Genomic DNA, 25,859 nt, shown 5'->3' on the forward strand with positions numbered 1-25,859 from the left:
TCACCCGCTCGAGCGCCAGCTCGTCATGAAGCTTTCGATGGAAAAGACGTTGCAATAGGCCCAAGGCCGCGCAGCGACGAGACGCGCAACGGCATGTCGGCAACGAAATGCCAGTTCACCCGCTGGTTCGGCGCGAACAGCTTCGTCAATCATGTGATCGCTTCAACTGCCGCGGCCGCGAGCGAACGCGGGTTCGGGGACGGCTAAGCTGCCGATGCCCTTCTTTGAGGGACCGTCAAGGGAGAGATTGCAGCATGGCGGTCGCGCGCTAGATCGCTGGCAGAGGCTAACGCGAGGCCAGCCATGGACGATTGGAAGCTACCTTGGGACGGCGGTTGCCTGTGCGGCGGGATACGCTTTCGCATAAGTGCCCCGCCCTTGCTGACGATGGCGTGTCACTGCACCGGCTGCCAGAAACTGAGCGCCAGCGCGTATTCCTTGACCATCGCCGTGCCGAGCGACGGTTTCGCCGTCACCCAAGGCGAGCCGGTGGTCGGCGGCCTGCACGGCCCGCACCGGCAACTCTATTGCCCGCATTGCAAGAACTGGATGTTCACGCGTCCGCATGGCCTGGACTTTTTCGTCAACATTCGCGCGACCATGCTGGACGAGCATCATTGGTATGTGCCTTTCGTCGAAGTCTTCACGTCGGAAAAGCTGCCCTGGGCTTCGACCGCCGCTACCCACAGTTTCGCTACGCAGCCCGACCTTGAGGGATACGCCCCTTTGATCGAAGCGTTCGCCCGTGAAGCGGCGCGGCCAAGCTGACTGGTTGGCGCCCGGAAAGGCGGCGCCAGTTTTCGTGCTTCACCGCAACTCCACCCAGACAGGCGCGTGGTCGCTGGCGCCGGTCTCGCCACGCACGTCGCGGTCGATGCCCGCCGCGACCAGCCGGCGCGACAGCTTCTTCGAGAGCAAGATATGGTCGAGCCGCAGGCCGGCATCGCGCGGCCAGCGATTGCGGCGATAGTCCCAGAATGTGTAGAGCGTCTCCGTCGGGTGCTTCTTGCGCAGCGCGTCAAGCCAGCCCTGGTCGAGCAGCCGCTGGAACGACGCGCGGCTTTCCGGCTGCACTAGCGCGTTGTCGTCATAGGAGCGGGTCGGGTAGATGTCGCGCGCCTCGGGCACGATGTTGTAGTCGCCGGCCAGCACCACGGGCAGGCCGGTGTCGAGCAACTGCGCCGCATGCGCCTCCAGCCTTTCGTGCCAGGCCAGCTTGTACTGGAATTTCGGGCCGGGCTGCGGGTTGCCGTTCGGCGCGTAGAGCGAGGCGACAACGATACCGTTGACCGCCGCTTCGATGTAGCGCGCCTGCTGATCGCTATCGTCGCCGGGCAGCGCCTCGCGGGTCAGAACGGGTTCTGAGCCACGCGAAAGGATGGCGACGCCGTTCCAGGTCGGCTGCCCGACCCAAACCGCGCCGTAGCCGGCGGCCGCCAGCGCAGTGCGCGGAAACTGCGTCTGTCTCGCCTTGAGCTCCTGCAGGCAGGCGATGTCGGGTTTGGCGGCGGCCAGCCATGCGAGCAGGTTCGGCAGCCGGCTGTTGATGTTGTTGACGTTGAAGGTGGCGATCTTCATCGGCCTGCTTCAGCGCACGATGCGTTCGGTCCACGCCTTCACCGCATCAGCGAGCGTCGTCAGATGATCGGCGGTGGAGAAGCCGGAGATGTTTTTGCGCGGCTTCAGATCATGGTCGCCATCTTCCAGCCAGAGAATCTCGATCGCCTCGGACAGAGCATAGGTCGCGACCTCGTCTTTGGTCCCGAACTCGTCGCGCGTGCCCTGGAGGATCAATGTCGGCGTCTTGAGATCGGCGAGGTGCTTTGTCCGAAGCTGCGTCGGTTTGTCCGGCGGATGGAACGGATAGCCGAGGCAAAGCAGGCCCGAGATCTCGCCCTTCGAAAACATCTCGTCGGCGATCATCGAAGCGACGCGTCCGCCCATCGACTTGCCGCCGATGATGAGCGGACCCTCCACGCCCTTCGCCCGGAGGTCGGCGATCGCCTTGACGTATTCTGGGTTAACCGTCTCGGCGCGCGGCGGCGGCTTGCGATGGCCGTAGCGGCGGGCCGCCATGTAGTGGAATTCGAAGCGCGCGATGCGGAAACCGGCCGCGGCGAGCGCTTTTGCCGTGGCTGTCAGCGAGGGCGAGTCCATAGGAGCGCCTGCGCCATGCGCGAGCAGGATGGTGATGGCGGCGGTGTCTGGGCCGTCGAAGAGGAAGGTGGTCATGGGGCGGCCCACTTATAGAGGCCGCGCTCCGTCCCACCCCCCTCTGTCCTACCGGACATCTCCCCCTCAAGGGGGGAGATTGGATGTCGCCGCCGGTTTCGCCAACCACTAAAGCTGAAAGGCACGCGGGGCACCGAAGCTGCCGATCTCCCGCCTTGAGGGGGAGATGTCCGGCAGGACAGAGGGGGGTGTTCAAGCGCAGGCATTGGATTACCTCACCCCGCCGACATCCGCGCCAGCTGCAAATCGACGAACTGTATCCCCTTGGCCGCCATACGCGCCCATTCGGAGTTGGGATCGAGTTCGAGGTAGCGCACCCAGCGACGCCGCGCCTCGGCGAAATTGCCGGCGTCGAACTCCAGCCTCGCAAGGTTGAACACCGCGTCGGCATAATTGGGATCGAGTGCGATAGCCTTCAGCAAATGGCGGCGCGCCGAGGCTACCCGCCCCTCTTCGCTCATCAGCCCGGCAAGATTGAACCAGGCCTCGACGAAGCCGGGGTCGCACTTGATGGCGCGGGCATAGTCGTGCGCCGCCTCGGCCGCTTGGCCGGCGGCGCGCAGGCAGTTGGCGCGGTTGAAGGCGGCGATCGCATCGCTCGGGTCGATGGCCAGACAGCGCTGGTAGAGTGCCGCGGCCTGCTCGTGGTCTTCAGCCTCTTCCGCCGCCTCGGCATCGGCGAACAGCTCTTCCAGCGTGTCGTCATCCCGCGTTCCCAGATCGAACAGCAGCTGGCCGTCGAGTTCGCTCTGGCCTCCCTCGAGATAGATCGCGTCGGCCCGCCCATGCTGCGAGCCGACGGCGAGCGACTTGGCGGTGAGCGAGGCGATCGGGCCCGAGCGATGCACAGAGCGCGCGATCGCCCCCCACGAGGCGCCGCCGGCAACTAGCCCGGCATATTTGCGGGCGAGAATCAGGTCGCGAAAGGAATACGGTTCGCAATCATGCTCGAAGGCATCGAACAGCGACAAAAGGTCGAGATCCGCGCCGGTCAGCCGCGACTGGTCGATCAGGGACTGCCGCGACAGCGCCGAAGCCTCCGGCGCTTTCATCAGCCCGAGCAGGCGCAGGAAGCCGTTCTCGCTGACCAGCTTGCGCTCGGCCGCGCGCTCGGTGACGACGCGGCGTTCAATCTCGGTATCGCCGGCCCTGGCGAGCAACATGCGGCCCAACACGACATGTGTGGTGCGCCGAGTGACGCCGCGCCGCAACTGGCCGTGCCGGCGCTCGACCTCGCGCGCCGCCAGCCTGAGCGGAAACGCCGCCAGCGCGCCGACGATGCCGAAGACCGTCCCGGCGAGAGCCGTCACGCCTTGCTCTTGCCGACGGCTTTGAGAAGGTTCGCCTTGAGCGGGTTATCCTTGGCCGCGGCGGCGCCGGCCTTGGCGGATTTCGCCGCGGGCTTGGCCGTTTCATCGGCCTTGCTCTTGGACTTGGCCGGCGGCTTGGCCGATTGCGACAGGCTCGCCTTCAGCGCATCCATGAGGTTGATGACATTGCCGCGCTCAGGCGCCGCCGCGATGATAGGCTTGTGGCCCTTGAGCTTCTCGCGGATCATCGCCATCAGCGCGATCTCGTAGCGGTCCTCGTAATTCTTTGGATCGAAGGTGGTTTCCTTCTGCTTGATCAGCGCTTCGGCCAATTGCAGCATTTCGGGATCGGGGTTTCCGGCCGGGATATTGCCGAAATATTCAGCCGTGCCACGCACTTCGTTCGGATTCCTCAAGGTGCAGACGAACATGCCGTTCTCGCGCGCGCCGATCGTCACGACGCGCTCGCGGCTGGACAGCACAAGGCGGGCGATCGCCAGCTTGCCCGATTTGCGCATCGCTTCGCGCAGCACGGCAAAGGTCTCCTCGGCCATTGCGCCATCCGGCGCCAGGTAATAGGGCGCGTCCTGATAGATGACGTCGACCGAATGCTCGTCGACAAAGGCCTCGATGTTCATCGTATGGTTGGATTCAATGCGCACCGCATCGAGATCGGAGTCCTCGATGATGATGTACTGCTTGTCCTCGAATTCGTAGCCCTTGACCAGGTCCGAACGCTCGACCAGCCCGAGCTCGGGGTCGACCGGCTTCATGTTGATGCGGTTGTGCGTCTTCTTGTGCAGCTGATTGAAGCTGATGCGTTCGCTGGCGCTCGTCGCCGGATAGAGCCGGACCGGACAGCTGACCAGACTGAGCTTGAGGTAACCTTTCCAACTTGCCCTGGGCGCCATGAAATACTCCTACGCGGCCTTGTGCTGTCGAACAGTTCGCAGCGTTCATTCGTCCGGAGGACGAACGGGACTGCCGAAATCCTACATTGCCCTTACAATACCGGACCCTTTACAATACCGGCAAATCCCTAGCGAAATCTTCCTCCGCTGAGAGCCGCCTGCACGCAAGAGGTCCCATGGCGAAGAATAATTCAAATTTTCCGGAGCGTCGATGGAGTCTGGGGCCCGCAGAACTACCTCGCGGTGGCTATCAACGGCAAATCCCGGGCGAAATCTTCCATGTCGGCCCAAGGGTCGCCTGACGTCGCCAGCAGGCCCGGCAGTGACGAATAATTCAGGTCCTGCGGGGCGTCGATGGATTCCAGGTCGCTCCAGCTGACCGGTGTCGAGGCCGGCAAATTGGTGCGGGCGCGCAGCGAATAGGGAGCCGCCGAGGTGTGGCCGCGCGCATTGCGGTGATAGTCGATGAAGATGCGCCGCTTGCGGTTCTCCTTGCCCATGGTGGTGGTGAAAGTGTCGGGCGCGGTGGCGGCAAGATGCGTGGAGATGGTGCTGGTCGCCTGGTGCAGTTTCTTCCAGTTCTGCTTTTGTGTCACCGGCACGGTGATGTGGATGCCGTGGCCCCCGGAGGTCTTGGCGAACGGCACCAGCCCCAACGCTTCGAGCTCGCTGCGAATATGCACCGCCGCCTCCACCACGTCGCGCCAGGCGATCCCCTCGCCCGGGTCGAGATCGAAAACGATCAAATCCGGCTTGTCGAGCCGCGTGCGATGGGTGCCCCAGGTGTGGAACTCGACGACGCCGAACTGCGCCAGCGCCAGATAGCCCTTGGCGTCTTCCACCGAGAGATAGGATTTGGTCTCGCCCTCGGAGTTGGTCGCCTCGAAGGTCGCCACGGATGACGGCATGCCGGTGAAGGCATGGCGCTGGAAGAAACAGTCCTGCGGTCTGCCGGTCGGGCAGCGCACCAGCGACACCGGCCGGCCAAGGATATGCGGCAGCATGAAATCTCCGACCAGCGCGTAATAGACGGCAATGTCGAGCTTGGTCGGGCCGGTCTTGCCGAACAGCCGCCGCGTCGGGTTGGTCACCCAGATGGTTGCGAGGTCGGCCTCGGCGATCAGCCGCTTGCGCTTGGCCGAAACCGGCGTCGACAGGCCGACGTCGCGCAGGCCGCGGAACACGGCATGGCGCAGCGCATTGTCGGTGGTCCGGTTGGCGTAGTGGATATGCGCCGAAAGCAGCGGCCGCACCCAGTTCATCTCGCGCATGATTTCGCGCGGAACACCTTCCGGCGCGGACGCCCCGGCGCGCAACGGCTCCAGCCGCGCCAGCAACTCGCCGGCGGTGGCGGCGTCGAAGCCGGTGCCGACCTTGCCGCGATAGTGCAGCTCGCCATCCTCGAATTCGCCGAGACCGAGTGCGGCCAGCCCCTCGGCCGCGTCGGAGACAGTGTAGCCGGCGATAACGAAATCGCCGGTCTGAAGCGCCTTGGTCTTGGTCCAGGTCTTGGTGCGGCCGCTCTGGTAGACCGCCGTAGCACGTTTCGAGACGACGCCCTCCAGCCCCATTTCCGATGCCTGGTCATAAAGCGCCTGGCCGTCGCCCTCGGCGTGATCGCTGTACTGGATGGCGGAGTTGGCGCCAAGACCGGACAGCAGCTGCGAAAGCAGCGTCTTGCGCCGGCGGAGCGGCACTTGCCTCAGGTCCCAGCCGTCGAGATAGAGGAGGTCGAAGGCATAGAAGTGGAGCTTGTTGCCGGCGCCTTCGGCCAGCGCATCCTGCAAAAGCGCAAAGCGGCTGATGCCCTTGGCGTCGAGCGCGACGACCTCGCCGTCGATGATCGCCTCGCGGCAGGGCAGCCTTGCGAAGGCAAGCGGCAGGTCGCCATAGCGCTTCGTCCAGTCGAGGCCGGCGCGGGTGATCAGCCTGACCTTCCCGTCGGAAACATGCGCCATGGTGCGGTAGCCGTCGAACTTGATCTCGTGCAGCCAGGCTTCGCGCGTTTTTTCCGCGGGACCTTCGCCGCCCGGCGGTTTCGAAACCTGCGTCGCCAGTTGCGGCTCGATGCGGGTGGGCGGCGCCGCCTTGACGGCGCCCGGCAAAGCACCTGGCTTCAGCACCACCGGCTTGGCAGGCTTGGCGGCCGGCTTCGGCGTTGCCACCAGTTCCTCGATGCGGCGTCCGGATTTGACGCTTTCCGGCCGGGCCTCCAGTATGTCGAGCTTGGCGTCGGCGGCCAGATCACGCTCCTTGAACAGCAGCCAGTTCTTCTTGCCCTCATCCTCGCCGGGCTTCGGCTTCAGCCGCGCCAGCATCCAGCCGCCATTGAGCTTCTCGCCGGCGAGCCGGAACTTGAAGGAGCCGGTGCGCAGGCTCTTCTCGACGTCGTCCATCGGCGCCCAGATGCCGGTGTCCCAGACGATCATGGGCCCGCCGCCATATTCGCCCTCGGGAATGACACCTTCGAAGTCGATATATTCGAGCGGATGGTCCTCGGTCTCGACCGCCAGCCTTTTGTCGGCCGGATTGAGCGAGGGGCCGCGCGGCACCGCCCAGCTCTTCAGCACGTCGCCGACCTGGAGGCGAAGGTCGTAGTGGTCGGCGGTGGCGTGGTGCTTGTGAACGACGAAGCGGTTGCCTTCCCCGGCAACCAGCCCGCCGGCGGGTTCCGGTGTCCTCGTGAACTCGCGCTTCGCGCGATAGGCCTTGAGCTTTGGCGGGGCGGTCACGGCCACATGCTCTTGCGCAAAAACAACGGCTTGATGCGCATGTCTTGAATCATTTTGTCAGCATGCGGCAGGCCGGCGTCACGCCGCTCAATCGTCGGTGGCCGGCGTCAATTCGAGCTCGGCCGGCGACAGGCCCTGCTGCAGCTGGTTGAGCCGGAATTCGTCCACCCAATAGGCCTCGCCGTCGACCAGCACGCGCGCGCTGTAGCTGCCGGCCGAAAAACGCTGCGCGGTGATGTAGACCTTGTGGCGGTCGAGCGCGTTCCGCACCGCGGCGCGCTTGGATTTCTGGCTGCTGACGGAACTGGCCATGCTGCTTACTCACGCACAAGCCGCAAGGCGGCATCCCTTAAGGATGGCCGAGAGCGTGTCGGCTGTCAATTTGGCCGTCGCTGCGAGCCGCGCGCGGTGGCGCCTCCCTCTCTGTGGAAACCGAGCTGGTGCGCTATATTGCCCTGGCGGCTTGGAACGCGATGCTGATCCGGAGAACCTCAGATGACATTGACGATGCGCAAACTCGGCAGCCAGGGGCTGCAAGTCTCGGCAATCGGTCTCGGCTGCATGGGCATGAGCCAGTCCTATGGCCCGGCCGACGAGGCGGAGTCGACCGCCACGCTGCACCGCGCCATCGAACTCGGCTGCACCTTCCTCGACACCGCGGAAGTCTACGGGCCGTTCACCAACGAGGAACTGCTCGGCCGCGCGCTGAAGGGCCGGCGCGATGAAGTGACGATCGCGACGAAGTTCGGTTTCCGCATCGAAAACGGCAAGCAAGTCGGCACCGAGCGCGACAGCCGGCCCGAACATATCCGCGAGGCTTTGGAAGGTTCGCTGAGAAGGCTCGCCACCGACCATGTCGACCTCCTCTATCAGCACCGCGTCGATCCGGCGGTGCCGATCGAGGATGTGGCGGGTGCTGTCGGCGAGCTGATCGCTCAGGGCAAGGTTCGCTTCTTCGGCCTGTCGGAAGCCGGTGCCGCCAACATCCGCCGGGCGCATGCCGTTCATCCGGTGTCGGCAGTGCAGAGCGAATACTCGCTATGGGAGCGCAATCTGGAACCGGAAATCATCCCGCTGCTGAAGGAGCTCGGCATCGGCCTGGTGCCGTTCTCGCCGCTCGGCCGCGGCTTTCTCACCGGCGACGTCAGGCGCGCCGAAGACTATCCAGAGGGCGATTACCGGCGCGGCGACCCGCGCTACCAGGGCGCCAACTATGACGCCAACATGCAGGCGGCGGCCATGGTACTCGATATCGCCGCGGCCAAGCGCGTCAAGCCAGGTCAGATCGCGCTGGCCTGGCTGCTCCACAAGGGGAGCGGCTTCGGCATCGACATGGTGCCGATCCCCGGCACCAAGCGCAGAAAATACCTCGAGGAGAACGCCGCCGCGGCTTCGATCAGGCTCGACCCCGCCGAGATGCAGGTGCTCGACGACGCATTGGCGCCCGGCAAGGTCGCCGGTCCGCGCTACGGCGAGCGCACCATGATGATGATCGATCGGTAGGTCTTGCCTTCTCCCGTTCTTGCGCAAAGCTCGGGCCTTGGCTAGCATCCTTGGGCAGGCACCGAGCGGAGGAGAACGTCGCGGTGGACCGGCTGGAGCGCCGTTGCGTCCCTTCAAACACGAGTTGGGCGCTCGAAGGACACTCCATTTTTGAATCGACGCAAGGAACCTTCCGGAAAACCCATTCCGGTTCCGGGGTCGTGCGCTCATCTGGGAGGAGACTAAATTGATCAACAGACGTGAATTCCTGCTGTCGACCGCGGCGATGGGCGCCCTGGCGCTGGCCGCTCCGCAACTGGCTTTTGCCCAGGACAAGCTGACCATCCTCGGCTCGGTGCCGAGCCTCGGCTTTCCGTTCTTCGTGCACATGCTGAACCAGATCAAGGCGGAAGCCCAGGCGCAGGGCGTCAACCTGATCGAGAGCGACGGCCAGAACTCGGCGCCCAAGCAGACCGCCGACATCGAGGCGGCACTCGTGCAGAAGGTCAACGCCATCGTCATCTCGCCGCTCGACGTCAATGCGCTGGCCCCAGCCATCGAAGAAGCGGTCAAGGCCGGCGTTCCCGTCGTCACCATCGACCGCCGCGTCGACGGCGTCGAGGGCATCCTCGCCCATGTCGGCGCCGACAATGTCAAAGGCGGCGAGGCCGAAGCGCAGGCCATGGTGGCGGCGTTCCCGAACGGCGCCAAGATCTTCCATCTGCAGGGCCAGCCCGGTGCCGGCCCGGCGATCGACCGCAACAAGGGTGTGCACAACGTCCTCGATCCGATGAAGGACAAGTACCAGATCATCTTCGAGCAGACCGCCAACTTCGCCCGCGCCGAGGCGCTGTCCGTCACCGAGGCCGGCCTTGCCGCCAACGGCAAGCCCGACGCGATCATCTGCGCCAATGACGACATGGCGCTTGGTGCGGTTGAAGCCTGCGCGGCGCGCAACTTCACCGACGTCAAGATCTACGGCTTCGACGCGCTTCCCGAAGCGCTGGTCGCCGTGCGCGACGGCAAGCTGGCCGGAACGGTCGAGCAATTCCCCGGCGAACAATCGCGCACTGCGGTGCAGATCGCGGTCGCCTACGCCAGGGACAAGACCGAGCCGAAGGAAAAGCTCGTGCTTTTGACGCCGATCGTCATCGGCAAGGACAATCTCGACAAGGCGGAGAGGCTGGGCGAGACGAAGTAGGCGCCGAGGGCGCACAGCGCCAAAAGCAGCGTTCTGTCGCGCCCCCCTCTGCCCTGCCGGGCATCTCCCCCTCAAGGGGGGAGATTGGCAGTTTCAACGCGTTGCCTTCTCTTCAACGCCGGAGACTAGCGAAAGCCTGGGTGACATCCGATCTCCCCCTGAGGACCCTGAGGGGGAGATGCCCGGCAGGGCAGAGGGGGGCGCTGTCCCGCTGGCCTTTCGGGTGGATCGCAATTCAAGGAGCATCCTTTGCCAGTCGAAGCCATTGCGCCCTCTCCCGCCCTGCTCGCCGTCGAGGGCGTGACCAAGCGCTTTGCCGGCGTCACCGCGCTGAACGACGTTTCGCTTGAAGTCCGCCCCGGCGAGATCCTCGGCCTGCTCGGCGAGAACGGAGCCGGCAAATCGACGCTGCTCAAGATCCTGTCCGGCGTGATGCCGCCGTCCAGCGGCCGCATCGTCTTCGACGGTGTCGAATTCAGCCCGCACAATCCGCAGGATGCCAAGCGCCACGGCATCGTAACAATCTACCAGGAGCTGAGCCTGATCCCGACGCTGACCGTGGCGGAGAATATCTTCATCGGCCGCGCGCCGCTCGGCCGGTTCGGGCTGGTCAGTTGGCGGCGAATGGAGGAAGATTCCCGCACGATCATCGCTCGCGTCGGGCTCAATCTCGACCCGGCGACGCCGGTTTCCGCACTGTCGGTGGCCGAGCAGCAGCTGGTCGAGATCGCCCGCGCGCTATCGCTGAAGAGCCGCTTGATCATCATGGACGAGCCGACCTCGGCGCTGACCGAAACTGAAGTGCACAGGCTAATGTCGATCATGGACCGGCTGCGCAAGGATGGCGTCGCCATCATGTTCGTCACCCACCGGCTGGAGGAGGCATCGGCGATCTGCGACCGCATGACCGTGCTGCGCGACGGCAGGCTGGCCGGCCATCTCGACCGCGAAGGCGGGCCGATCAGGCTGCCGAAGATCATCGAGAAGATGGTCGGCCGTGCCGCTTCCGAGCTCTATGCCAGGCCGACGCAGCGCGATGTCGCCGGCGACGTCCGGCTCGCGGTGCGCGGCCTGCGCACGGTGCGCGATCCGCAGGCGCCGCACGCCATCGTGCTCGAAGGCGTCGATCTCGACCTCAAGGCCGGCGAAATCCTCGGCGTCGCCGGGCTCGTCGGCTCCGGCCGCACCGAGCTCGCCCGCGCCATCTTCGGTGCCGACCGCATTGCCGCCGGCACCATCATGCTTGACGGCAAGCCGATCGCGCCGGCCTCGCCCGCCGACGCCATCGAGCTCGGCATCGGCCTGGTGCCGGAGGACCGCAAGCACCAGGCAATCTTCGCAGCACTCGCCATCCTCACCAATTTCTCGATCGCCGCGCTCGACCGCTACTCCAGTGTCGGTTTCATGGCCGAGCGGCGCGAACGCGAGGCGCTGGCGAACTACAGGAAGATGCTGTCGATCCGCATGGCTTCGCCCGAACAGGCGATCGAGGGCCTGTCCGGCGGCAACCAGCAGAAGGTGATCCTTGCCCGCTGGCTGGCGCGCGATCCCAAGGTGCTGATCGTCGATGAACCGACGCGCGGCGTCGATGTCGGCGCCAAGGCGGAAGTGCACCAGATCCTGGTGGAACTCGCCGCGCGCGGCATCGCCATCATGATGATCTCTTCGGAGCTGCCCGAGGTGCTTGCAGTGTCGGACAGGATCGTCACCATGCGGCGCGGGCGCATTACCGGCGAGATGCCCGGCGTCGAGGCGACCGAGGAAAAACTGATGGAACTGATGGCGCTCGACCAGAAGCAGGAAGCAACGCAATGACCAGTACGACCGAACGGAGCCAGCGCGGTGGCGTCAATATTGCGCGCCTGCTGATGAGCTTCGGCCCGCTGATGTTCCTGGCGTTGCTGATCGTCGTCTTCACCGTGCTGAAGCCGAGCTTCATCGACCCGATCAACCTGTTCAACATCATGCGCCAGATCTCGATCACCGGCCTGATCGCGCTCGGCATGACCTTCGTCATCCTCACCGCCGGCATCGACCTGTCGGTCGGCTCGCTGCTCGCCTTCTGCGGCATGGTCGCGGCGGTGGTCGCCAAAGGCGGCACCGCCAACACGCTGTCGCTGTCGACAACGGGTACGCAGGGCTATGGCTGGTTCGCCGCCCTTCTCGCCGCCGTCGTCGTCGGCGCCGTGGCCGGCGGCGTCCAGGGCTTTGCCATCACCAGGCTGAAAGTGCCGCCTTTCGTCGTCACGCTCGGCGGCCTAACCGTGTTTCGCGGCCTGACCTTGACAATCTCCAATGGCGGCCCGATCTCCGGCTTCGACGCCTCGATGCGCTGGTTCGGTACCGGCCTGATCGGCCCGGTACCGGTGCCGGCGATCATCTTCGCGATTGCCGCCATCCTTTGCCACATCGTGCTGCGCTACACGCGCTACGGCCGCGCGGTCTACGCAGTCGGCGGCAATGCCGAGGCCGCGCGCCTCTCCGGCCTGCGTGTCGACCGCATCCTGATCTCGGTCTACATCATCGTCGGCTTCTTCGCCGGCCTTGCCGCCTTCGTTTTGTCGGCGCGGCTCAACTCCTCCGAAGCCGTCGCCGGCATCGGCTACGAGCTGACGGTGATCTCGGCGGTCGTTATCGGCGGCACCTCGCTGTTCGGCGGCATCGGCAGCGTCGGCGGCACGGTGGTCGGTGCAGGGCTGATCGGTGTCTTGCAGAACGGGCTGCAGTTCAACAACGTCTCGTCCTACACGCAAAGCATCGTCATCGGCCTGATCCTCATTCTCGCCGTGGCCTTCGACCGCTGGCTGAAATCGCGGGTAAGACGGTGATGGCCGGGCGAACGTTGCGGTGCCATAAACTGCCCGGGAGGTGGCGATGCCTCAAATAAGAACCATGACCGAACAGGATGTTCCGGCGGTGTCGCGGCTGCTTGGAGGGTCCTGGCGACAGACCTATTCGCCGATCCTGGGTGCCGCGACCACGGCACGGCTGTCGGATGAGAGGCACGCGCCGGAGCGGCTGGCGTCCGAGCTCGGGGACGACAACAAGATGTCCTTCGTCGCCGAGCGGGCTGACGGCTCGCTCGCCGGTTATGCAATGGCAGCGATGGGCGACAAGGGCGAGGTCATGCTCGAGCGGCTCCATATAGACAAAAGCGAGTACGGCACCGGCCTTGCCGCCGACCTGCTGCATGCCGTTCTTGCCGCGCATGCGGGTATTCCCAGCATCGCCCTGGAAGTGATCGAGGGCAACGACCGCGCAATCGCCTTCTATCGTAAGCACGGCTTCGAGGTAGTCGAGCGCCGGCCGGCTGCACACGGCGTGGGCGGCCACGCCTCGCTGATCATGCGCCGGCTGCTGCCGATGGCTTAGCAAGCGAAAGCGGCTGAGCGCGTAATCTCCCCCCTCGAGGGGGAGATGTCCGCAAGACAGAGGGGGGGCGCCGCGCGTGAGGCGCCAACTTTCTCTTTCGTCCAATATGGCGCGCGCCAGGACGTACCGACCCCTCTGTCGCCTTCGGCGAGATCTCCCCCTCAAGGAGGGAGATTGGCACTCGCTCAGGCCGGGGCGTTGACGCGCTGTGGGCGCGTTGCCCAGTCGGCAACCGTGGCGCCAGCAACGCTCTCGCCGGCAACCATCCCGTTCGTCTGCGGCGCAAGCAGGTCGTTGCGGCGGGCGAAGGCAACGAAGGTGGCGCGCGCCGTTTCGGCGTCGATCTCTCCTTCCAGTGCTGCACGGCACGCTTTTGCGGCGATGTCATGCGCGGCCGTCCGGCTCGTTGCCGGCCATTCAGCCAAAAGTGCATAGGCCTCAGCCGCGCTTTCTATCTTCGTCGGTGTACCGAGGCCGGTGAGGATAGTAACCGGCTTGTCGAACGAAGCACGATCCATGACACTCTCCTTTCCTGGCTCAATCGGCTCCTTTCGGAACTCAACCGCGCGGGCGCTTCGATCCTCGAGGGCCGCCTGCGGAACGATGCCACCGATCTGCGAGTTGGACGCAATCGGGGGCATGCCCGGCCGCGGCAGCAGCCGATGCACCTTGACCAGCGCTTCGAGCCAGGCCGCCACGCCCAGCGGCGGATGTTCGCGCCCGTAGAGCCACGCCTTTGCCTTGGCGAGCGGGTATCCCGCCTCTTCGGCGAAATCGTTTTCCGACCACCGCAGCAGGCGCAGGCATTCGCGCATCCGCGCCGCGATCATTTGCGCTCCTCCGTGCCGGCCCCCACGCGTTGAGCCGATAGAAACATCAGCGTGTAGGCCGCCTTGCGGCGGTCCCAGCCGGCCGACTCGGCCATATCCAGCAAGCCGTCGACCAAAGGCGCCAGCGCCGCCCTGCAGTCGGCTTCATAGTTGAAATCGTTTTTCGGGCGGGTCGGCGCCGCGATCTTTCCAAAACTGTCCATCATATCCATGGCAACACCTGCTCAGCATTAGTCCCGGACCGGCAAGACCGTGCCCGCTTTTGGCGGACACGGTCCATCTGCCGTTTCGAAGTCGCGCTTTGGAAGCCTGGCTTTAGAAGTCCATGCCGCCACCGCCGGGCATTGCCGGCGCGCCAGCTTCCTTCTTCGGCTTCTCGGCCACCATCGCCTCGGTCGTCACCAGCAGGCCGGCGACGGAAGCGGCATCCTGCAGAGCGGTGCGCACCACCTTGGCCGGATCGATGACGCCCTGGCCGAAGAGATCGCCATAGTCGCCGGTCTGCGCGTTCCAGCCGAACGAGAACTCCTGCTTTTCGCGCAGCTTGCCGACGATGATCGAGCCTTCGGCGCCGGCATTCTCGGCAATCTGGCGCACCGGAGCTTCGATCGCGCGACGCACGATTTCGACACCGGTCTTCTGGTCGGGATTGTCGACCTGAATATTGTCGAGCGCCTTTGCCGCCCGCAGCAGCGCCACGCCACCGCCGGGCAGGATGCCCTCCTCGACCGCGGCACGGGTGGCATGCATGGCGTCGTCGACCCGATCCTTGCGCTCCTTGACCTCTACCTCGGTCGAGCCGCCGACGCGGATGACGGCGACGCCACCGGCGAGCTTGGCCAGCCGCTCCTGCAGCTTCTCGCGATCATAGTCGGAGGTGGTCTCCTCGATCTGCGCCTTGATCTGGGAGACCCGGCCCTGGATTTCGCTCTTCGAGCCGGCACCGTCGACGATCGTGGTGTTTTCCTTCTCGACCACCACCTTCTTGGCGCGGCCGAGCATGTTGAGCGTGACGTTCTCGAGCTTGATGCCGAGATCCTCGCTGATTGCCGTGCCGCCGGTCAGGATGGCAATATCCTCCAGCATGGCCTTGCGGCGATCGCCGAAGCCCGGTGCCTTGACGGCCGCGACCTTCAGGCCGCCGCGCAGCTTGTTGACGACCAGCGTCGCCAGCGCCTCGCCCTCGACGTCCTCGGCGATGATCAGCAGCGGCTTGGACGACTGCACCACCGCCTCCAGCACCGGAAGCAGCGCCTGCAGGTTGGACAGCTTCTTCTCGTGGATCAGCACATAGGGCTCGTCGAGCTCGACGCGCATCTTGTCCTGATTGGTGATGAAATAGGGGCTGAGATAGCCGCGGTCGAACTGCATGCCTTCGACGACTTCGAGCTCCGTCTCGGCGGTCTTGGCTTCCTCGACGGTAATGACGCCCTCATTGCCGACCTTTTCCATCGCTTCGGCGAGGAAGCGGCCGATCTCGGCGTCGCCATTGGCCGAGATGGTGCCGACCTGGGCGATTTCGTCGTTCCTGGTCACCTTGCGGGCATTGGCCTTGAGTTCGGCGACGACGGCTTCGACCGCCTTGTCGATACCGCGCTTCAGGTCCATCGGGTTCATGCCGGCGGCAACCGCCTTAGCGCCTTCCTGGACGATCGACTGCGCCAGAACGGTCGCGGTCGTGGTGCCGTCGCCGGCGACGTCACTGGTCTTCGAAGCCACCTCGCGGACCATCTGTGCGCCCATGTTCTCGAACTTGTCCTCGAGCTCGATCTCCTTCGCTACGGTGACGCCGTCCTTGGTGATGCGCGGGGCGCCGAACGACTTGTCGAGGACGACGTTGCGGCCCTTGGGACCGAGCGTCACCCTCACCGCGTCGGCGAGGATGTTGACGCCGCGCAGCATCTTCTCGCGGGCTTCGGTATGAAATTTCACATCTTTGGCAGCCATTGGATCACTCCTTCGATAGGCAGCTTCGTTGACTGGAATGCTTGCTCAGGCTCACTCAGGCAGCCTTCTTCATCTCGCCGGCGCCCTCGATAACGCCCAGCACGTCGCTCTCTTTCATGATGAGCAGATCCTCGCCATTGAGCTTGATCTCGGTGCCGGACCATTTGCCGAACAGGATGCGGTCGCCGACCTTGACGTCGAGCGGCTGCAATTGGCCGCTGTCGTCGCGCGCGCCTGGACCGGCGGCAATGACCTCGCCCTCCTGCGGCTTCTCCTTGGCGGTGTCGGGGATGATGATGCCGCCGGCGGTCTTCTCGTCGACCTCGATACGGCGGACCAGGATACGGTCGTGCAATGGACGGAACGTCATGTCGTTCTCCTCTCGGGACAAACAGATTTTCGAAGATCCTCCTGACCGAACCGGCAATATCGGCCCGGCACGGGGTGCGCGACCCCTTCATCAGGCATCGCGCGCATACGAACTAGTCGCGCTTTTTTCTGCTTTCAAGAGGGTCACTCAAAAATTTTAGCACTCGACGCATGAGAGTGCCAATGCACTGTAATCGTTCGCACATTAGCCGCTCTCAGCTAAAGTGCGGCTCAAATTTTGGCGCGATATTTCAAAATGCCGCCCGTTCGGAGCCGCTCGTGGCGGTGGGAACCTATGTGGAAGGCGAGGCGTTTTGCAGACCGAGATTTCAACGGACCGAGATTTCAACGGAAAGGACGATCGCATGCCCAGCAGGGACTTTCAGCTCCAGATGCAAGGGTTTGGTCTTACCACGGCGGAGATCCACTACCGCCTGCCCGATCATCGGAGCCTGCTGCAACTCTATATCTGGCAGGAATACGATATTGCCCCCGATTTCCCGACGCTGAAGCATTTCCTCGATTTCTGGGAGCGCGAAATCGAAGGCCCGCTGCATTCGGTGCGCGTCGCCCATCACCACCTGATCCAGCCCTCCGAATGGCGGGCCGTAAACGGCATTATCACCGTCCATTGAGGAGCAAGCCGATCTGCCGCTAGACAGCGGACAAAGTCTCTCGAGGGGGGAAAGGGCAGTTGCATCTCCCCCCACTTGTTTTGGATCTCACAATATCGGAGGGGTCCGGGCTAGCCGGGCGTGGTCGACAGGCTCGCAGGCGAGCAATCCCGCGTTGCGCGCCGCCCTGACGAAGGCCTTGCGCGCATCACGCGCGCTGCGCCAGCCGTCGAGCGCGTCGCGGCAGGCCCGATAGGCGGCGCGCCAAATCCGGCCGAGTGCACGGTCCGGCCACTGCTGACGCATGCATTCGATGGCTTCCCAACTACTGGCGACCTTGCGCTCGCTGGATTGGAATTTCAACGTGATCGGCTCGGCGAAGCGGACGTCGTCCATCACTTCCTCCTTGTTTTCTGATCGTCTTCTTGTTTGAGCAAGCAACGTCATGCTGGCGGCACCGGCGACCAGCCGGCGCCGCTGAAGGACATGGTTCGTCCCTTTGCGCGGTTCAAGAGCATCGCGGCAACAGCGGTTATTCCTCCTCGTCCGGCCCTTGCAGCAGTTCGATCAGCGTCGCTACTCTTGCCGTCGGCAGCGGTCGGCCTTCGTTCACCAGCGCCTCGTCGGCGGCGATCCAGGCCAGGGCCTCACGCAATTCCTGGACCGTCCCGTCCGTCGCCGCAATGTCGGCGATAACGGCGTCGTCGACCGGGCCCAGCACGGAAATGATCTCGTCGCGTGTCATGGTCAGCTCCATCTGCGAGTGCCGGGAATGGGCCCGGCAACACAAGAATCTGGGTCTTGACCTGCGGCAGACAATAACCGGCCGGGGAACTCGGCGTTGGCGATTGAAGCCAAACAGGCAATCTCCTGCCGGACATCTCTCACAAGTAGATTGGCAGCCTCGCCGAACCGACCAAAAACCGGCCCGAAAACCGGCAACGCGAGAGCCATCGGGGTCTTGACTTGCGGCGGACAATAACCAAATCGATGGCACCGGTCGCCGAAATGGGGCCGGCGAAACCAGGGAGCGCCAGCTCTTTGGCGCTCCTCGTATCTATGTTGCTCGATGGAGGATGTAGCTATGAGAACCGCATTCGACTTTTCCCCGCTCTATCGGTCGAGCATCGGCTTCGACCGCGTCTTCAACCTGCTGGAAAATGCGCCGCAGGCTTTCGACGCCTGGCCGCCCTATGACATCGCGCGCAGCAGCGAGAACAACTACCGCGTCACTATCGCCGTCGCTGGCTTTTCCGAGGACGACCTCGAAATCATTCATGAACCCAACCTCCTGATTGTCTCCGGCCAGCATAAGGAGCCGGACAACGCGGAGTATCTGCATCATGGCCTCGCCACACGGCCCTTTACCCGCCGTTTCGAGCTTGCCGATCACGTTAAGGTCGCAGGCGCCTCGCTCGACAACGGCCTGCTCAGCATCGATCTGGTACGTGAGGTGCCCGAGGAGATGAAGCCTCGGCGCATCGCCATCGCGACCGATGTCGCCTCGCCGAAGACCGGGCCGAAGGCCGCGCAGGTCGAAGCAAACAAGCAGGCTGCCTGAACGAACCAGTCGAGAAAGGAGACTATGCAATGGCTATTCGTGATCTCATTCCCTGGGGCCGGGAGAATAATCAGGCCCCCAGCCTGTTCCGCAGCGGCGATCGCGATCCCTTCCTGACGTTGCATCGCGAAATGAACCGCCTGTTCGACGAGGCGTTCCGCGGCTTCGACACGAGGCTGCCGTCGCTCGGTGGCTTCGCCGCTGCCCGCGCCGGCTGGCCGAGTGTCGAAATCTCCGATGGTGAAAAGGAAATCCGCGTCACCGCCGAGATCCCCGGCATGGACGAGAAGGACGTCGAGGTGCTGCTCGATGACGGCGTGCTGACGCTGCGCGGCGAGAAGCGTGAAGAGACCGAGGACAAGGACAGGCAGTTCTCCGAACGCTTTTATGGCCGTTTCGAGCGGCGTATCCCGCTCGGCTACGAAGTCGACGAAGACAAGGTGAACGCCGCGTTCCGGAACGGCGTGCTCAGCGTGACGCTGCCGCAGAAGGATCGCGCTCAGGCCAAGGCCAAGCGTATCGCCATCAACGGCGGCAACGGCAAGTCCTGATGGCTCGCAGCAGGACGATGCCCGCTTCTGCCCTGCCGGTTCCGGCGGGCAGAAGCGGGCAATGTCGATGACCCGCTCCGGTTCCGCCTGACCAGGCGCAGCAAGTCTTGCGGTGCCTGACGACCGAGCATGTCGTGCTGCAAAACGCTCGCGCCGCGACCATTCAGGAAGCGAACCAGCGAGCCAATCTGTTCCTGACCTCGGTCTCGAGCGCAACGATTGCCTTGTCCTTCGTCGCCCAGGTCACAGAGATGGGCAGGCCGTTCGTGTTGTTCAGCCTTATCTTGCTACCTTGCCTTTTCTTCATCGGCCTGGTCACCTTCGTGCGCGCTGTGCAGGTTGCCATCGAGGACATGGTGCATGCCCGCGGCATGGCCAGGATCCGCCACTATTTCGTCGAGCTGGCGCCGGTCCTGCAAAGATACCTTGTCAACTCCACGCATGACGACCTCTCGGCGGTGCTGGTCGACAAGGGCCTCCGCCCCTCGCCGCTGCAATATTTCATGACCACCGCTGGGATGGTGGGCACGATCAACGGCGCCATCGCCGGCGCCTTCACCGGCATCGTTGTTAAGTCCGCTTTCGGCGGAGGCATGTCGCCCGGCGTGATTTGCGGGCTGGCGGTCTTCGCGACATGCATTCTCGTCCTGCGGCGTTATCATAGTCGCGCCTGGGCCACGGCCGAAGAAAGCTTGCCAGCACGGTTCCCGGTCGACAATGACAGGAAAAGCTAGCGCCGACATATCCGGATGTCGAAAAGTGGCAGGGCGCCGCCCTTGCGTCTTGCGCGCCAATTGACCATCCTCGCCAACATCATTTGCACCGCGGCCGGGGGGTTCGCACATGCCGACGCTTTATGCGCTGAAACCGGCCTTCCAGGCCAGGCTGCGGCCGCTTGCCGACGGCCTGGCCAAGGCCGGCGTCACCGCCAACCAGATCACACTGCTGGCCGCTGCCCTCTCGCTCGCCGCCGGCCTTGCGGTGGCAGCCCTTGCAGGCCGCCGCGCGGTCTTTCTGCTGATGCCGCTCGTGCTGTTTACGCGAATGGCGCTAAACGCCATTGACGGCATGCTCGCAAGGGAACATGGCCAGGCCTCGACGCTCGGCATGTATCTCAACGAGCTTTGTGATGTCGTCTCCGATCTCGCTTTGATCCTGGCCTTTACCGTCATTTTTCCTGCCTGGGGCGTCGTTGCATTCGCTATCGCGGCTATGATCGCGGAATTCGCCGGCGTGCTCGGCATCGCGGCCGGAGCTGGGCGCAACTATGCCGGCCCGTTCGGCAAAAGCGACCGGGCGCTGGCGCTTGGCATCCTCGCCGTGCTTATCGCGTCCGGCCTGTGGGTCCCGGCGCTCACGCCGCTCGTGTTTCCGGCCATGGCTACACTCTCGCTGGCGACCGCCATCAACCGGATACGCAGCGGCCTTAACGGGAGCGGTAGCTGAATTCCGGTCTCGCCAGGGAGAACAATATGCTTCACCAACAGACGGTTGCCGCCGTGGCTTCAGTCAATATCGAGCGGGTGGCGCAGGAGCGCAGCTTCAAGAGCCACGATGGCACAGAGATCTTCTATCGCTATTGGCCGGCGCTGTCGGAAAACCCCAAGGGCGCCATCCTGCTGTTCCACCGCGGCCACGAGCATGGCGGCCGTATGGCGCATCTGGTCGACGAGTTCCAGATGCCCGACCACGCCTTCTATGCGTGGGACGCGCGCGGCAATGGCCGCTCCGCCGGCGAACGCGGCTATGCGCCGTCGTTTGCCGCGCTGGTGCGCGACATCGATTGTTTTGTGCGCGAGATCGACAGCGACGGTTTTGCCCGGCGCGACATCGCGCTGATCGCGCAATCCTTCGGCGCCGTACTTGCCGCCGCCTGGGTGCACGATTACGCGCCCGACATTCGCGCCCTGGTGCTGGCCTCGCCAGCCTTCTCGGTCAAGCTCTACGTGCCCTTCGCCAAGCATGGCATTGCGTTGTGGCAGAAGCTGAAGGGCCGCTTCTTCGTGAATTCCTACGTCAAGGCGAAATTCCTGACGCATGACCCCGAGCGTATCGCCTCCTTCGACGCCGACCCGCTGATCACCCGGCCGATCGCCTCCAACATCCTGGTCGAGCTCTACGACCATGCCGCGCGCATCGTCGCCGACGCCCGCGCCATCACTGTGCCGACACAGCTTCTGATCTCCGGCAGTGACTGGGTGGTGCGGCATGAACCGCAGCACGAGTTTTTCGTCAATCTGGCGAGCCCGGCCAAGGAGCGGCATGTGCTGCCCGGCTTCTTCCACGACACGCTGGGCGAGCGCGACCGCCACAAGGCACTCGACCTGATCAGGCCTTTCCTTGAAAAGCAATTCGCGGCGTCGGAAAAGCCAATCGACCTGACCGAGGCCGACCGCGCCAGCTACACGCGCGACGAGGCCGACCGGCTGGCCTCGCCGCTGCCGCTGCTGTCGCTAAGGGGCCTCTACTGGGCAATGAGCCGCGCTTCGATCCGCATGGGCGCCTGGCTGTCGTCCGGTATGAAGACGGGGATTGCCACCGGCTTCGATTCGGGCTCGACGCTCGACTATGTCTACGAGAACGAGGCGCGGGGCATCAGCCCCATCGGCCGCATGATCGACCGCACCTTTCTCGATGCCATCGGCTGGCGCGGCATCCGCCAGCGCAAGCTGCATCTGGAAGAACTGATCGGCAGCGCCGCCGCCTCGTTCAAGGCCGCCGGCCGGCCGGTCCATATCGTCGATATCGCCGCCGGCCATGGCCGCTACGTGCTCGATGCCGTGCAGAAATGCGCCGAGCCGCCGGCAACCGTACGGCTGCAGGATTTCTCCGAGCTCAACGTCTCGCTCGGCCGCAAGCTGATCGCCGAGCGCCAGCTGCCGGCGAGCGTCACTTTCCATCAAGGTGACGCCTTCGACGCCACGATGCTGGCCGGGCTCGACCCGGCGCCGGATCTCGCCATCGTCTCGGGACTCTATGAGTTGTTTTCCGACAATACCGTGATCGCCCGCTCGCTCGGTGGACTGGCCACCGCCATGCAGCCGGGAAGCCTGCTCGTCTATACCAACCAGCCCTGGCATCCGCAGCTCGAGATGATCGCGCGCAGCCTGACCTCGCATCGCGGCGGCCAGGCCTGGGTGATGCGCCGCCGCACGCAGGCCGAGATGGACCAGCTGGTGGCGGCCGCCGGCTTTGAGAAGCTCGACCAGCGCATCGACCAATGGGGCATCTTCACCGTTTCGGTCGCGCGGCGCGTCTGAACATGGACTTGCCTGCCTCTGCCTTACCTCGCGATGCCCCTGCCCTTCCGGCCTTGCCGCGTGAGCGGTATCCCGGGATCGTCCTGCGCGCCGCATTGTGGCTGGCATTTCTGGCGCCGTTCTTCTACGCCACCTACGGCTTCGCCAATTGGCTGGCGTCGCGGCGCGACGATGTCGGCAGCATCGTCTTCGGCTGGGAGCATGGCATCCCGTTCCTTGCCTGGACGATCGTGCCCTACTGGTCGATCAACCTGTTCTATGGCTTGTCGTTGCTGTTGAACAATTCGAAGAGCGGCGTCGACCGCCTTGCCGGCCGCTATCTGACGGCGCAGCTCGTCGCCGTCGCCTGCTTCATCCTGTTCCCGCTGACTGCGACCTTCGTGCGCCCGCAGACGAGCGGCCTTCCCGGCTTCATGTTCGCCGTGCTCGGCGGCTTCGACAAACCCTTCAACCAGGCGCCGTCGCTGCATATCGCGCTGCTGGTCATCATCTGGGACCATTGGCGTTACAGATTGACCGGCATCGCCGGCTTCGCCTGGCATGTCTGGTGTTTCCTGATCGGCGCCTCGGTGCTGACGACGTGGCAGCACCATTTGATCGACATTCCGACCGGCGCGCTGCTCGGCCTTTTCGCCCTCTGGCTGTTTCCGCGCGACAGCGAGCTGCCGTTCACCGGCTTCCGCCTGAGCGCTGACCCGAAGGCGCGGCGGTTGGCGCTGTTCTATGCGCTCGGCGCAAGCCTTGCCCTGGCCGGCGCCGCTGCCGGCGCGTTGGTCTCGGCGCTGTGGCTCATCCTGTTGTGGCCGGCACTGGCGCTGGCCATAGTCGCTTTCGCCTATGCCGGCGCCGGCGCCAAAGTGTTCCAGAAAACAGCCGACGGCCGCGTGTCGCTGGCCAGCCGTCTACTGCTTTGGCCCTACCGCCTTGGCGCCAAGGCCAATGTGTGGGCATGGACGCGAAAGCTTCCGGCGCATATCGTCATTGCCGACGGTGTTTCCCTTGGCCGTTTTCCGACCGCCGCCGAAGCCGACCCTTTCGGCACGGTGATCGACCTTGCCGGCGAACTGGAAAGGCCGCGCGGCACCTCGATCCGCTGGGTGAGCCTGCCCATGGTCGACCTTTTGCCGCCGTCTCGCGAGGCGCGTGCGCAAGCGGTGGCGGCGATCGGGGCGGCGCAGAAGCAGGGCGCGGTGCTGGTCTGCTGTGCGCTCGGGTTCCAACGCAGCGCCGCCGTGGTCGCCGAATGGCTGGTCGCCAGCGGCCGGGCCGCCACGCCCGATCAGGCGCGAGGCAAGCTCGCCGCCGCGGGCCGGCCGGTGCATCTTTGCACGGACGCACCGGCATGACCCTCTATCGTGACAGGGCCGAAGCGTTCGCTGCCGGGCTGATGGTGCAGGTGACATGGCCGCTGCTGCTGATTGCTGCTGCCTTGCTGGCGGCGCCGGTCATCGGCCTGGCGGCTGCGCCGAAAACATCGTCGCTGTCCGCGGTAGCCTGGCTGATCGCCGCCGCAAGTGCCATAGCCACAATCATTCTCTCGGCCCTGCTTTTGTTCGACGCGCTGCTGTTTCGGCTGATGGCCAGCCACGCCAGCGAGGCAGGCGGCGGCGCGGCGATCGACGACGTGCTGGCGCGCATGCGGCTGAAGTCCACGGCTGCCGGCGGCCGTTCGCTCGAGCAGCGGATGGCCGGCACGCGCCGCCTGCTCGCCACGCAGCGTATCGCGTTCGGCCTGTTCGCGGCGGCCTCGCTCGTCGCGGCATTCTTTTGAGCCCGTCCATGACAAAGCTTCGCGTCAGCACCTATACCCTGCTGCAGACGGTGACCTCGGTCGGCCTGTCGGCGCTGGCCTGGGCGGTCACCGGCGTGCGGCCGATCTGGAACGGCAGCCAGCCATCGGACCGGCAGCGCATCTACTTCGCCAACCATGCCAGCCACGGCGATTTCATCCTGCTGTCGGCCTGCCTCAGCGAGAAGGAACGCGCCCGTACCCATGCGGTGGCGGCCGCCGACTATTGGGGCAAGACGCGGCTGCGCCGTTTCATCGCCGAGGACATGCTGTCTTCCGTGCTGATCCACCGGCAGTGGACGGATGAAACGCAGCACCCGATCTCGATCATGCTGTCGGTGCTTGACCAGGGCCATTCGCTGATCCTGTTTCCCGAAGGCACGCGCAACATGACCGACGAACCGCTCCTGCCGTTCCGCTCCGGCCTCTACAATCTGTCGATGGCGCGACCCGATGTCGAGCTCATCCCCTGCTGGATCGAGAACATGTCGCGGGTGCTGCCCAAGGGGCAATTCGTGCCGGTGCCGCTGCTCTGCCGCGTCGTCTTCGGCGCGCCGATCGCCATTCAACCTGGTGAGGAACGCCGCGCCTTTCTCGACCGCGCCCGCGAAACGCTGCTGGCGCTGAACCCCCGGCCGGAGCGAGACGATTGAGGACCAAGGCAAAATGCTGCCGATGATGCACGAAACCCTCATTCTGATTGTCGGCCTGCTGGCGGTGCTGATCAGCGCCAGCGTCGTCGCCGGCGTCTTGTCATGGCGCGCGCCAAAGCCGTTGTCGCCGACGCTGGTCAACCTCACCCAGCGCATCAATGCCTGGTGGGTGATGGTGGTGGCGATCACCGTTGCCTTCTTCTTCGGCCGCCCCGGCATGACCATCCTGTTCGCGCTGATTTCCTTCGCCGCGTTGCGCGAATTCGTGACGCTGACGCACAGCCGCCGCAGCGACCACTGGGTGCTGCTCGGCATGTTCGGCATCGTCATCCCGTTCCAGTACTGGCTGGTGTGGACCGCCTGGTATGGCCTGTTCACCATCTTCATCCCGGTGTACTGCTTCCTGCTAATGCCGGCGATCACCGCGCTGCATGGCGACACCGAGCGCTTTCTCGAGCGCGTCTCGGCGCAGCAATGGGCGGTCATGATTTCGGTCTATTGCGTCAGCCACGTGCCGGCGCTGCTGACGCTCGAGGTGCCTGGCTTCGAAGGCCGCAACCTGTTGCTGATCGCTTTCCTGATCATCACCGTGCAAGGCAGCGACGTGCTGCAATATATCTTCGGCAAGCTGTTCGGCCGGCATCTCCTGGCGCCGACGGTCTCGCCGTCGAAGACCTGGGAGGGGCTGGTCGGCGGGCTAGCGGCATCGAGCCTGCTCGGCGCGCTGCTGTCGTTTCTGACGCCGTTTTCGCCGCTGCAGGCAGCCGGCGTCGCCTTCATCGCCTGCCTGATGGGCTTCCTCGGCGGGCTGGTCGCCTCCGCCATCAAACGCGATCAGGGCGTCAAGGACTGGGGCCATCTGATCGAAGGCCATGGCGGCATGATGGACCGTGCCGACAGCCTGGTCTTCGCCGCCCCGGTGTTTTTTCATACCGTGCGGTATTTCTGGACGTGAGGGGCGATTCAGCTGCAAGCGGGGTGCCCGACACGGCTGATCGCATTCGGCACTTACAGGCCCCCCTCCGTCATTAAGAATCGAGCTAAT

Annotated in this window: 28 protein-coding genes; 16 read left to right on the plus strand and 12 right to left on the minus strand. The window is 64.7% G+C overall.

Annotation, left to right across the window (positions count from 1 at the left end):
• The first annotated feature begins 303 nt into the window (after positions 1–303).
• On the plus strand, positions 304–768 hold the full coding sequence (locus NKJ72_RS01565) for a GFA family protein (RefSeq protein ID WP_352475536.1): 465 nt from the start codon (positions 304–306) through the stop codon (positions 766–768).
• A 39-nt stretch (positions 769–807) separates the two neighbouring features.
• Here NKJ72_RS01565 and NKJ72_RS01570 read toward each other — a convergent pair whose 3' ends face one another.
• The 6 genes from NKJ72_RS01570 to NKJ72_RS01595 form a co-directional block, all read right to left on the minus strand.
• Positions 808–1,578, minus strand: a complete 771-nt coding sequence (locus tag NKJ72_RS01570) for an exodeoxyribonuclease III (protein ID WP_254819644.1) — start codon at positions 1,576–1,578, stop codon at positions 808–810.
• A gap of 9 nt (positions 1,579–1,587) precedes the next feature.
• Complete coding sequence (locus tag NKJ72_RS01575; protein ID WP_352475537.1) at positions 1,588–2,232, minus strand: alpha/beta hydrolase family protein; 645 nt, start codon at positions 2,230–2,232, stop codon at positions 1,588–1,590.
• Between the two features lie 215 nt (positions 2,233–2,447).
• Entirely contained in the window at positions 2,448–3,542 is a 1,095-nt protein-coding gene (locus NKJ72_RS01580) for a tetratricopeptide repeat protein (RefSeq protein WP_352475538.1), read from the minus strand.
• The gene (ku, locus tag NKJ72_RS01585; protein WP_352475539.1) at positions 3,539–4,453 is read right to left on the minus strand and encodes a non-homologous end joining protein Ku; all 915 of its coding nucleotides are present in this window, start codon (positions 4,451–4,453) and stop codon (positions 3,539–3,541) included. The genes NKJ72_RS01580 and ku overlap by 4 nt, the downstream gene beginning before the upstream one ends.
• A gap of 233 nt (positions 4,454–4,686) precedes the next feature.
• Complete coding sequence (ligD, locus tag NKJ72_RS01590; RefSeq protein WP_352475540.1) at positions 4,687–7,185, minus strand: DNA ligase D; 2,499 nt, start codon at positions 7,183–7,185, stop codon at positions 4,687–4,689.
• An 87-nt stretch (positions 7,186–7,272) separates the two neighbouring features.
• Positions 7,273–7,497: a hypothetical protein gene (locus tag NKJ72_RS01595; RefSeq protein ID WP_352475541.1), complete on the minus strand. Its 225-nt coding sequence runs from the start codon at positions 7,495–7,497 to the stop codon at positions 7,273–7,275.
• Between the two features lie 183 nt (positions 7,498–7,680).
• On the opposite strand from NKJ72_RS01595, the gene NKJ72_RS01600 reads away from it, so the two are divergent.
• The 5 genes from NKJ72_RS01600 (at position 7,681) to NKJ72_RS01620 (ending at position 13,240) form a co-directional block, all read left to right on the plus strand.
• Positions 7,681–8,688: an aldo/keto reductase gene (locus tag NKJ72_RS01600; RefSeq protein WP_352475542.1), complete on the plus strand. Its 1,008-nt coding sequence runs from the start codon at positions 7,681–7,683 to the stop codon at positions 8,686–8,688.
• 229 nt (positions 8,689–8,917) lie between these two features.
• A complete protein-coding gene (locus NKJ72_RS01605) occupies positions 8,918–9,868 on the plus strand; it encodes a substrate-binding domain-containing protein (protein WP_254819725.1) in 951 nt (316 codons plus the stop codon).
• Positions 9,869–10,117: 249 nt separating this feature from the next.
• Positions 10,118–11,683, plus strand: coding sequence for a sugar ABC transporter ATP-binding protein (locus NKJ72_RS01610; RefSeq protein ID WP_352475543.1), 1,566 nt, complete (start codon positions 10,118–10,120; stop codon positions 11,681–11,683).
• On the plus strand, positions 11,680–12,696 hold the full coding sequence (locus NKJ72_RS01615) for an ABC transporter permease (RefSeq protein ID WP_254819652.1): 1,017 nt from the start codon (positions 11,680–11,682) through the stop codon (positions 12,694–12,696). The genes NKJ72_RS01610 and NKJ72_RS01615 overlap by 4 nt, the downstream gene beginning before the upstream one ends.
• Positions 12,697–12,742: 46 nt before the next feature.
• Positions 12,743–13,240 carry a GNAT family N-acetyltransferase gene (locus NKJ72_RS01620; protein WP_352475545.1) on the plus strand — a complete coding sequence of 166 codons (498 nt, stop codon included), beginning with the start codon at positions 12,743–12,745 and terminating at the stop codon, positions 13,238–13,240.
• A 185-nt stretch (positions 13,241–13,425) separates the two neighbouring features.
• Here NKJ72_RS01620 and NKJ72_RS30940 read toward each other — a convergent pair whose 3' ends face one another.
• The 4 genes from NKJ72_RS30940 to NKJ72_RS01640 all read right to left on the minus strand — a co-directional run bounded on the left by NKJ72_RS30940 (position 13,426) and on the right by NKJ72_RS01640 (position 16,387).
• Positions 13,426–14,070, minus strand: a complete 645-nt coding sequence (locus NKJ72_RS30940; RefSeq protein ID WP_502901816.1) for a DUF982 domain-containing protein — start codon at positions 14,068–14,070, stop codon at positions 13,426–13,428.
• On the minus strand, positions 14,067–14,282 hold the full coding sequence (locus NKJ72_RS01630) for a hypothetical protein (protein ID WP_254819654.1): 216 nt from the start codon (positions 14,280–14,282) through the stop codon (positions 14,067–14,069). Before NKJ72_RS01630 ends, NKJ72_RS30940 begins: the two co-directional genes overlap by 4 nt.
• 103 nt (positions 14,283–14,385) lie before the next feature.
• Positions 14,386–16,017 (minus strand): chaperonin GroEL, encoded by a 1,632-nt coding sequence (gene groL / locus NKJ72_RS01635; RefSeq protein ID WP_352475547.1) that lies wholly within the window; start codon positions 16,015–16,017, stop codon positions 14,386–14,388.
• A gap of 55 nt (positions 16,018–16,072) precedes the next feature.
• Complete coding sequence (locus NKJ72_RS01640) at positions 16,073–16,387, minus strand: co-chaperone GroES (protein ID WP_254819656.1); 315 nt, start codon at positions 16,385–16,387, stop codon at positions 16,073–16,075.
• A gap of 364 nt (positions 16,388–16,751) precedes the next feature.
• Between NKJ72_RS01640 and NKJ72_RS01645 the strand changes: the two genes are divergently transcribed.
• Positions 16,752–17,021, plus strand: a complete 270-nt coding sequence (locus tag NKJ72_RS01645) for an usg protein (RefSeq protein WP_352475548.1) — start codon at positions 16,752–16,754, stop codon at positions 17,019–17,021.
• Positions 17,022–17,108: 87 nt separating this feature from the next.
• Here NKJ72_RS01645 and NKJ72_RS01650 read toward each other — a convergent pair whose 3' ends face one another.
• Both NKJ72_RS01650 and NKJ72_RS01655 read right to left on the minus strand, forming a co-directional pair.
• Entirely contained in the window at positions 17,109–17,396 is a 288-nt protein-coding gene (locus NKJ72_RS01650; protein ID WP_352475549.1) for a DUF982 domain-containing protein, read from the minus strand.
• A 136-nt stretch (positions 17,397–17,532) separates the two neighbouring features.
• Positions 17,533–17,745, minus strand: coding sequence for a hypothetical protein (locus tag NKJ72_RS01655; RefSeq protein ID WP_352475551.1), 213 nt, complete (start codon positions 17,743–17,745; stop codon positions 17,533–17,535).
• Positions 17,746–18,084: 339 nt separating this feature from the next.
• Between NKJ72_RS01655 and NKJ72_RS01660 the strand changes: the two genes are divergently transcribed.
• The 9 genes from NKJ72_RS01660 to NKJ72_RS01700 all read left to right on the plus strand — a co-directional run bounded on the left by NKJ72_RS01660 (position 18,085) and on the right by NKJ72_RS01700 (position 25,769).
• The gene (locus NKJ72_RS01660; RefSeq protein ID WP_254819660.1) at positions 18,085–18,561 is read left to right on the plus strand and encodes an Hsp20 family protein; all 477 of its coding nucleotides are present in this window, start codon (positions 18,085–18,087) and stop codon (positions 18,559–18,561) included.
• 29 nt (positions 18,562–18,590) lie between these two features.
• Positions 18,591–19,112 carry an Hsp20/alpha crystallin family protein gene (locus NKJ72_RS01665; protein ID WP_352475552.1) on the plus strand — a complete coding sequence of 174 codons (522 nt, stop codon included), beginning with the start codon at positions 18,591–18,593 and terminating at the stop codon, positions 19,110–19,112.
• Between the two features lie 134 nt (positions 19,113–19,246).
• Positions 19,247–19,846, plus strand: a complete 600-nt coding sequence (locus NKJ72_RS01670; protein WP_352475553.1) for a hypothetical protein — start codon at positions 19,247–19,249, stop codon at positions 19,844–19,846.
• Positions 19,847–19,955: 109 nt separating this feature from the next.
• Entirely contained in the window at positions 19,956–20,558 is a 603-nt protein-coding gene (locus tag NKJ72_RS01675) for a CDP-alcohol phosphatidyltransferase family protein (protein ID WP_254819663.1), read from the plus strand.
• A gap of 26 nt (positions 20,559–20,584) precedes the next feature.
• Complete coding sequence (locus tag NKJ72_RS01680) at positions 20,585–22,372, plus strand: bifunctional alpha/beta hydrolase/class I SAM-dependent methyltransferase (protein ID WP_352475554.1); 1,788 nt, start codon at positions 20,585–20,587, stop codon at positions 22,370–22,372.
• Positions 22,373–22,374: 2 nt separating this feature from the next.
• Positions 22,375–23,718: a phosphatase PAP2/dual specificity phosphatase family protein gene (locus tag NKJ72_RS01685; protein ID WP_352475556.1), complete on the plus strand. Its 1,344-nt coding sequence runs from the start codon at positions 22,375–22,377 to the stop codon at positions 23,716–23,718.
• Positions 23,715–24,143, plus strand: coding sequence for a hypothetical protein (locus tag NKJ72_RS01690; protein WP_352475558.1), 429 nt, complete (start codon positions 23,715–23,717; stop codon positions 24,141–24,143). The genes NKJ72_RS01685 and NKJ72_RS01690 overlap by 4 nt, the downstream gene beginning before the upstream one ends.
• 8 nt (positions 24,144–24,151) lie before the next feature.
• On the plus strand, positions 24,152–24,814 hold the full coding sequence (locus NKJ72_RS01695) for a lysophospholipid acyltransferase family protein (RefSeq protein WP_254819667.1): 663 nt from the start codon (positions 24,152–24,154) through the stop codon (positions 24,812–24,814).
• A gap of 22 nt (positions 24,815–24,836) precedes the next feature.
• Positions 24,837–25,769 (plus strand): phosphatidate cytidylyltransferase, encoded by a 933-nt coding sequence (locus tag NKJ72_RS01700; protein WP_352475733.1) that lies wholly within the window; start codon positions 24,837–24,839, stop codon positions 25,767–25,769.
• Positions 25,770–25,859 lie beyond the last annotated feature (90 nt).

Origin of the sequence: Mesorhizobium sp. M0045, from assembly GCF_040323385.1 — a bacterium.
GTDB lineage: Bacteria > Pseudomonadota > Alphaproteobacteria > Rhizobiales > Rhizobiaceae > Mesorhizobium.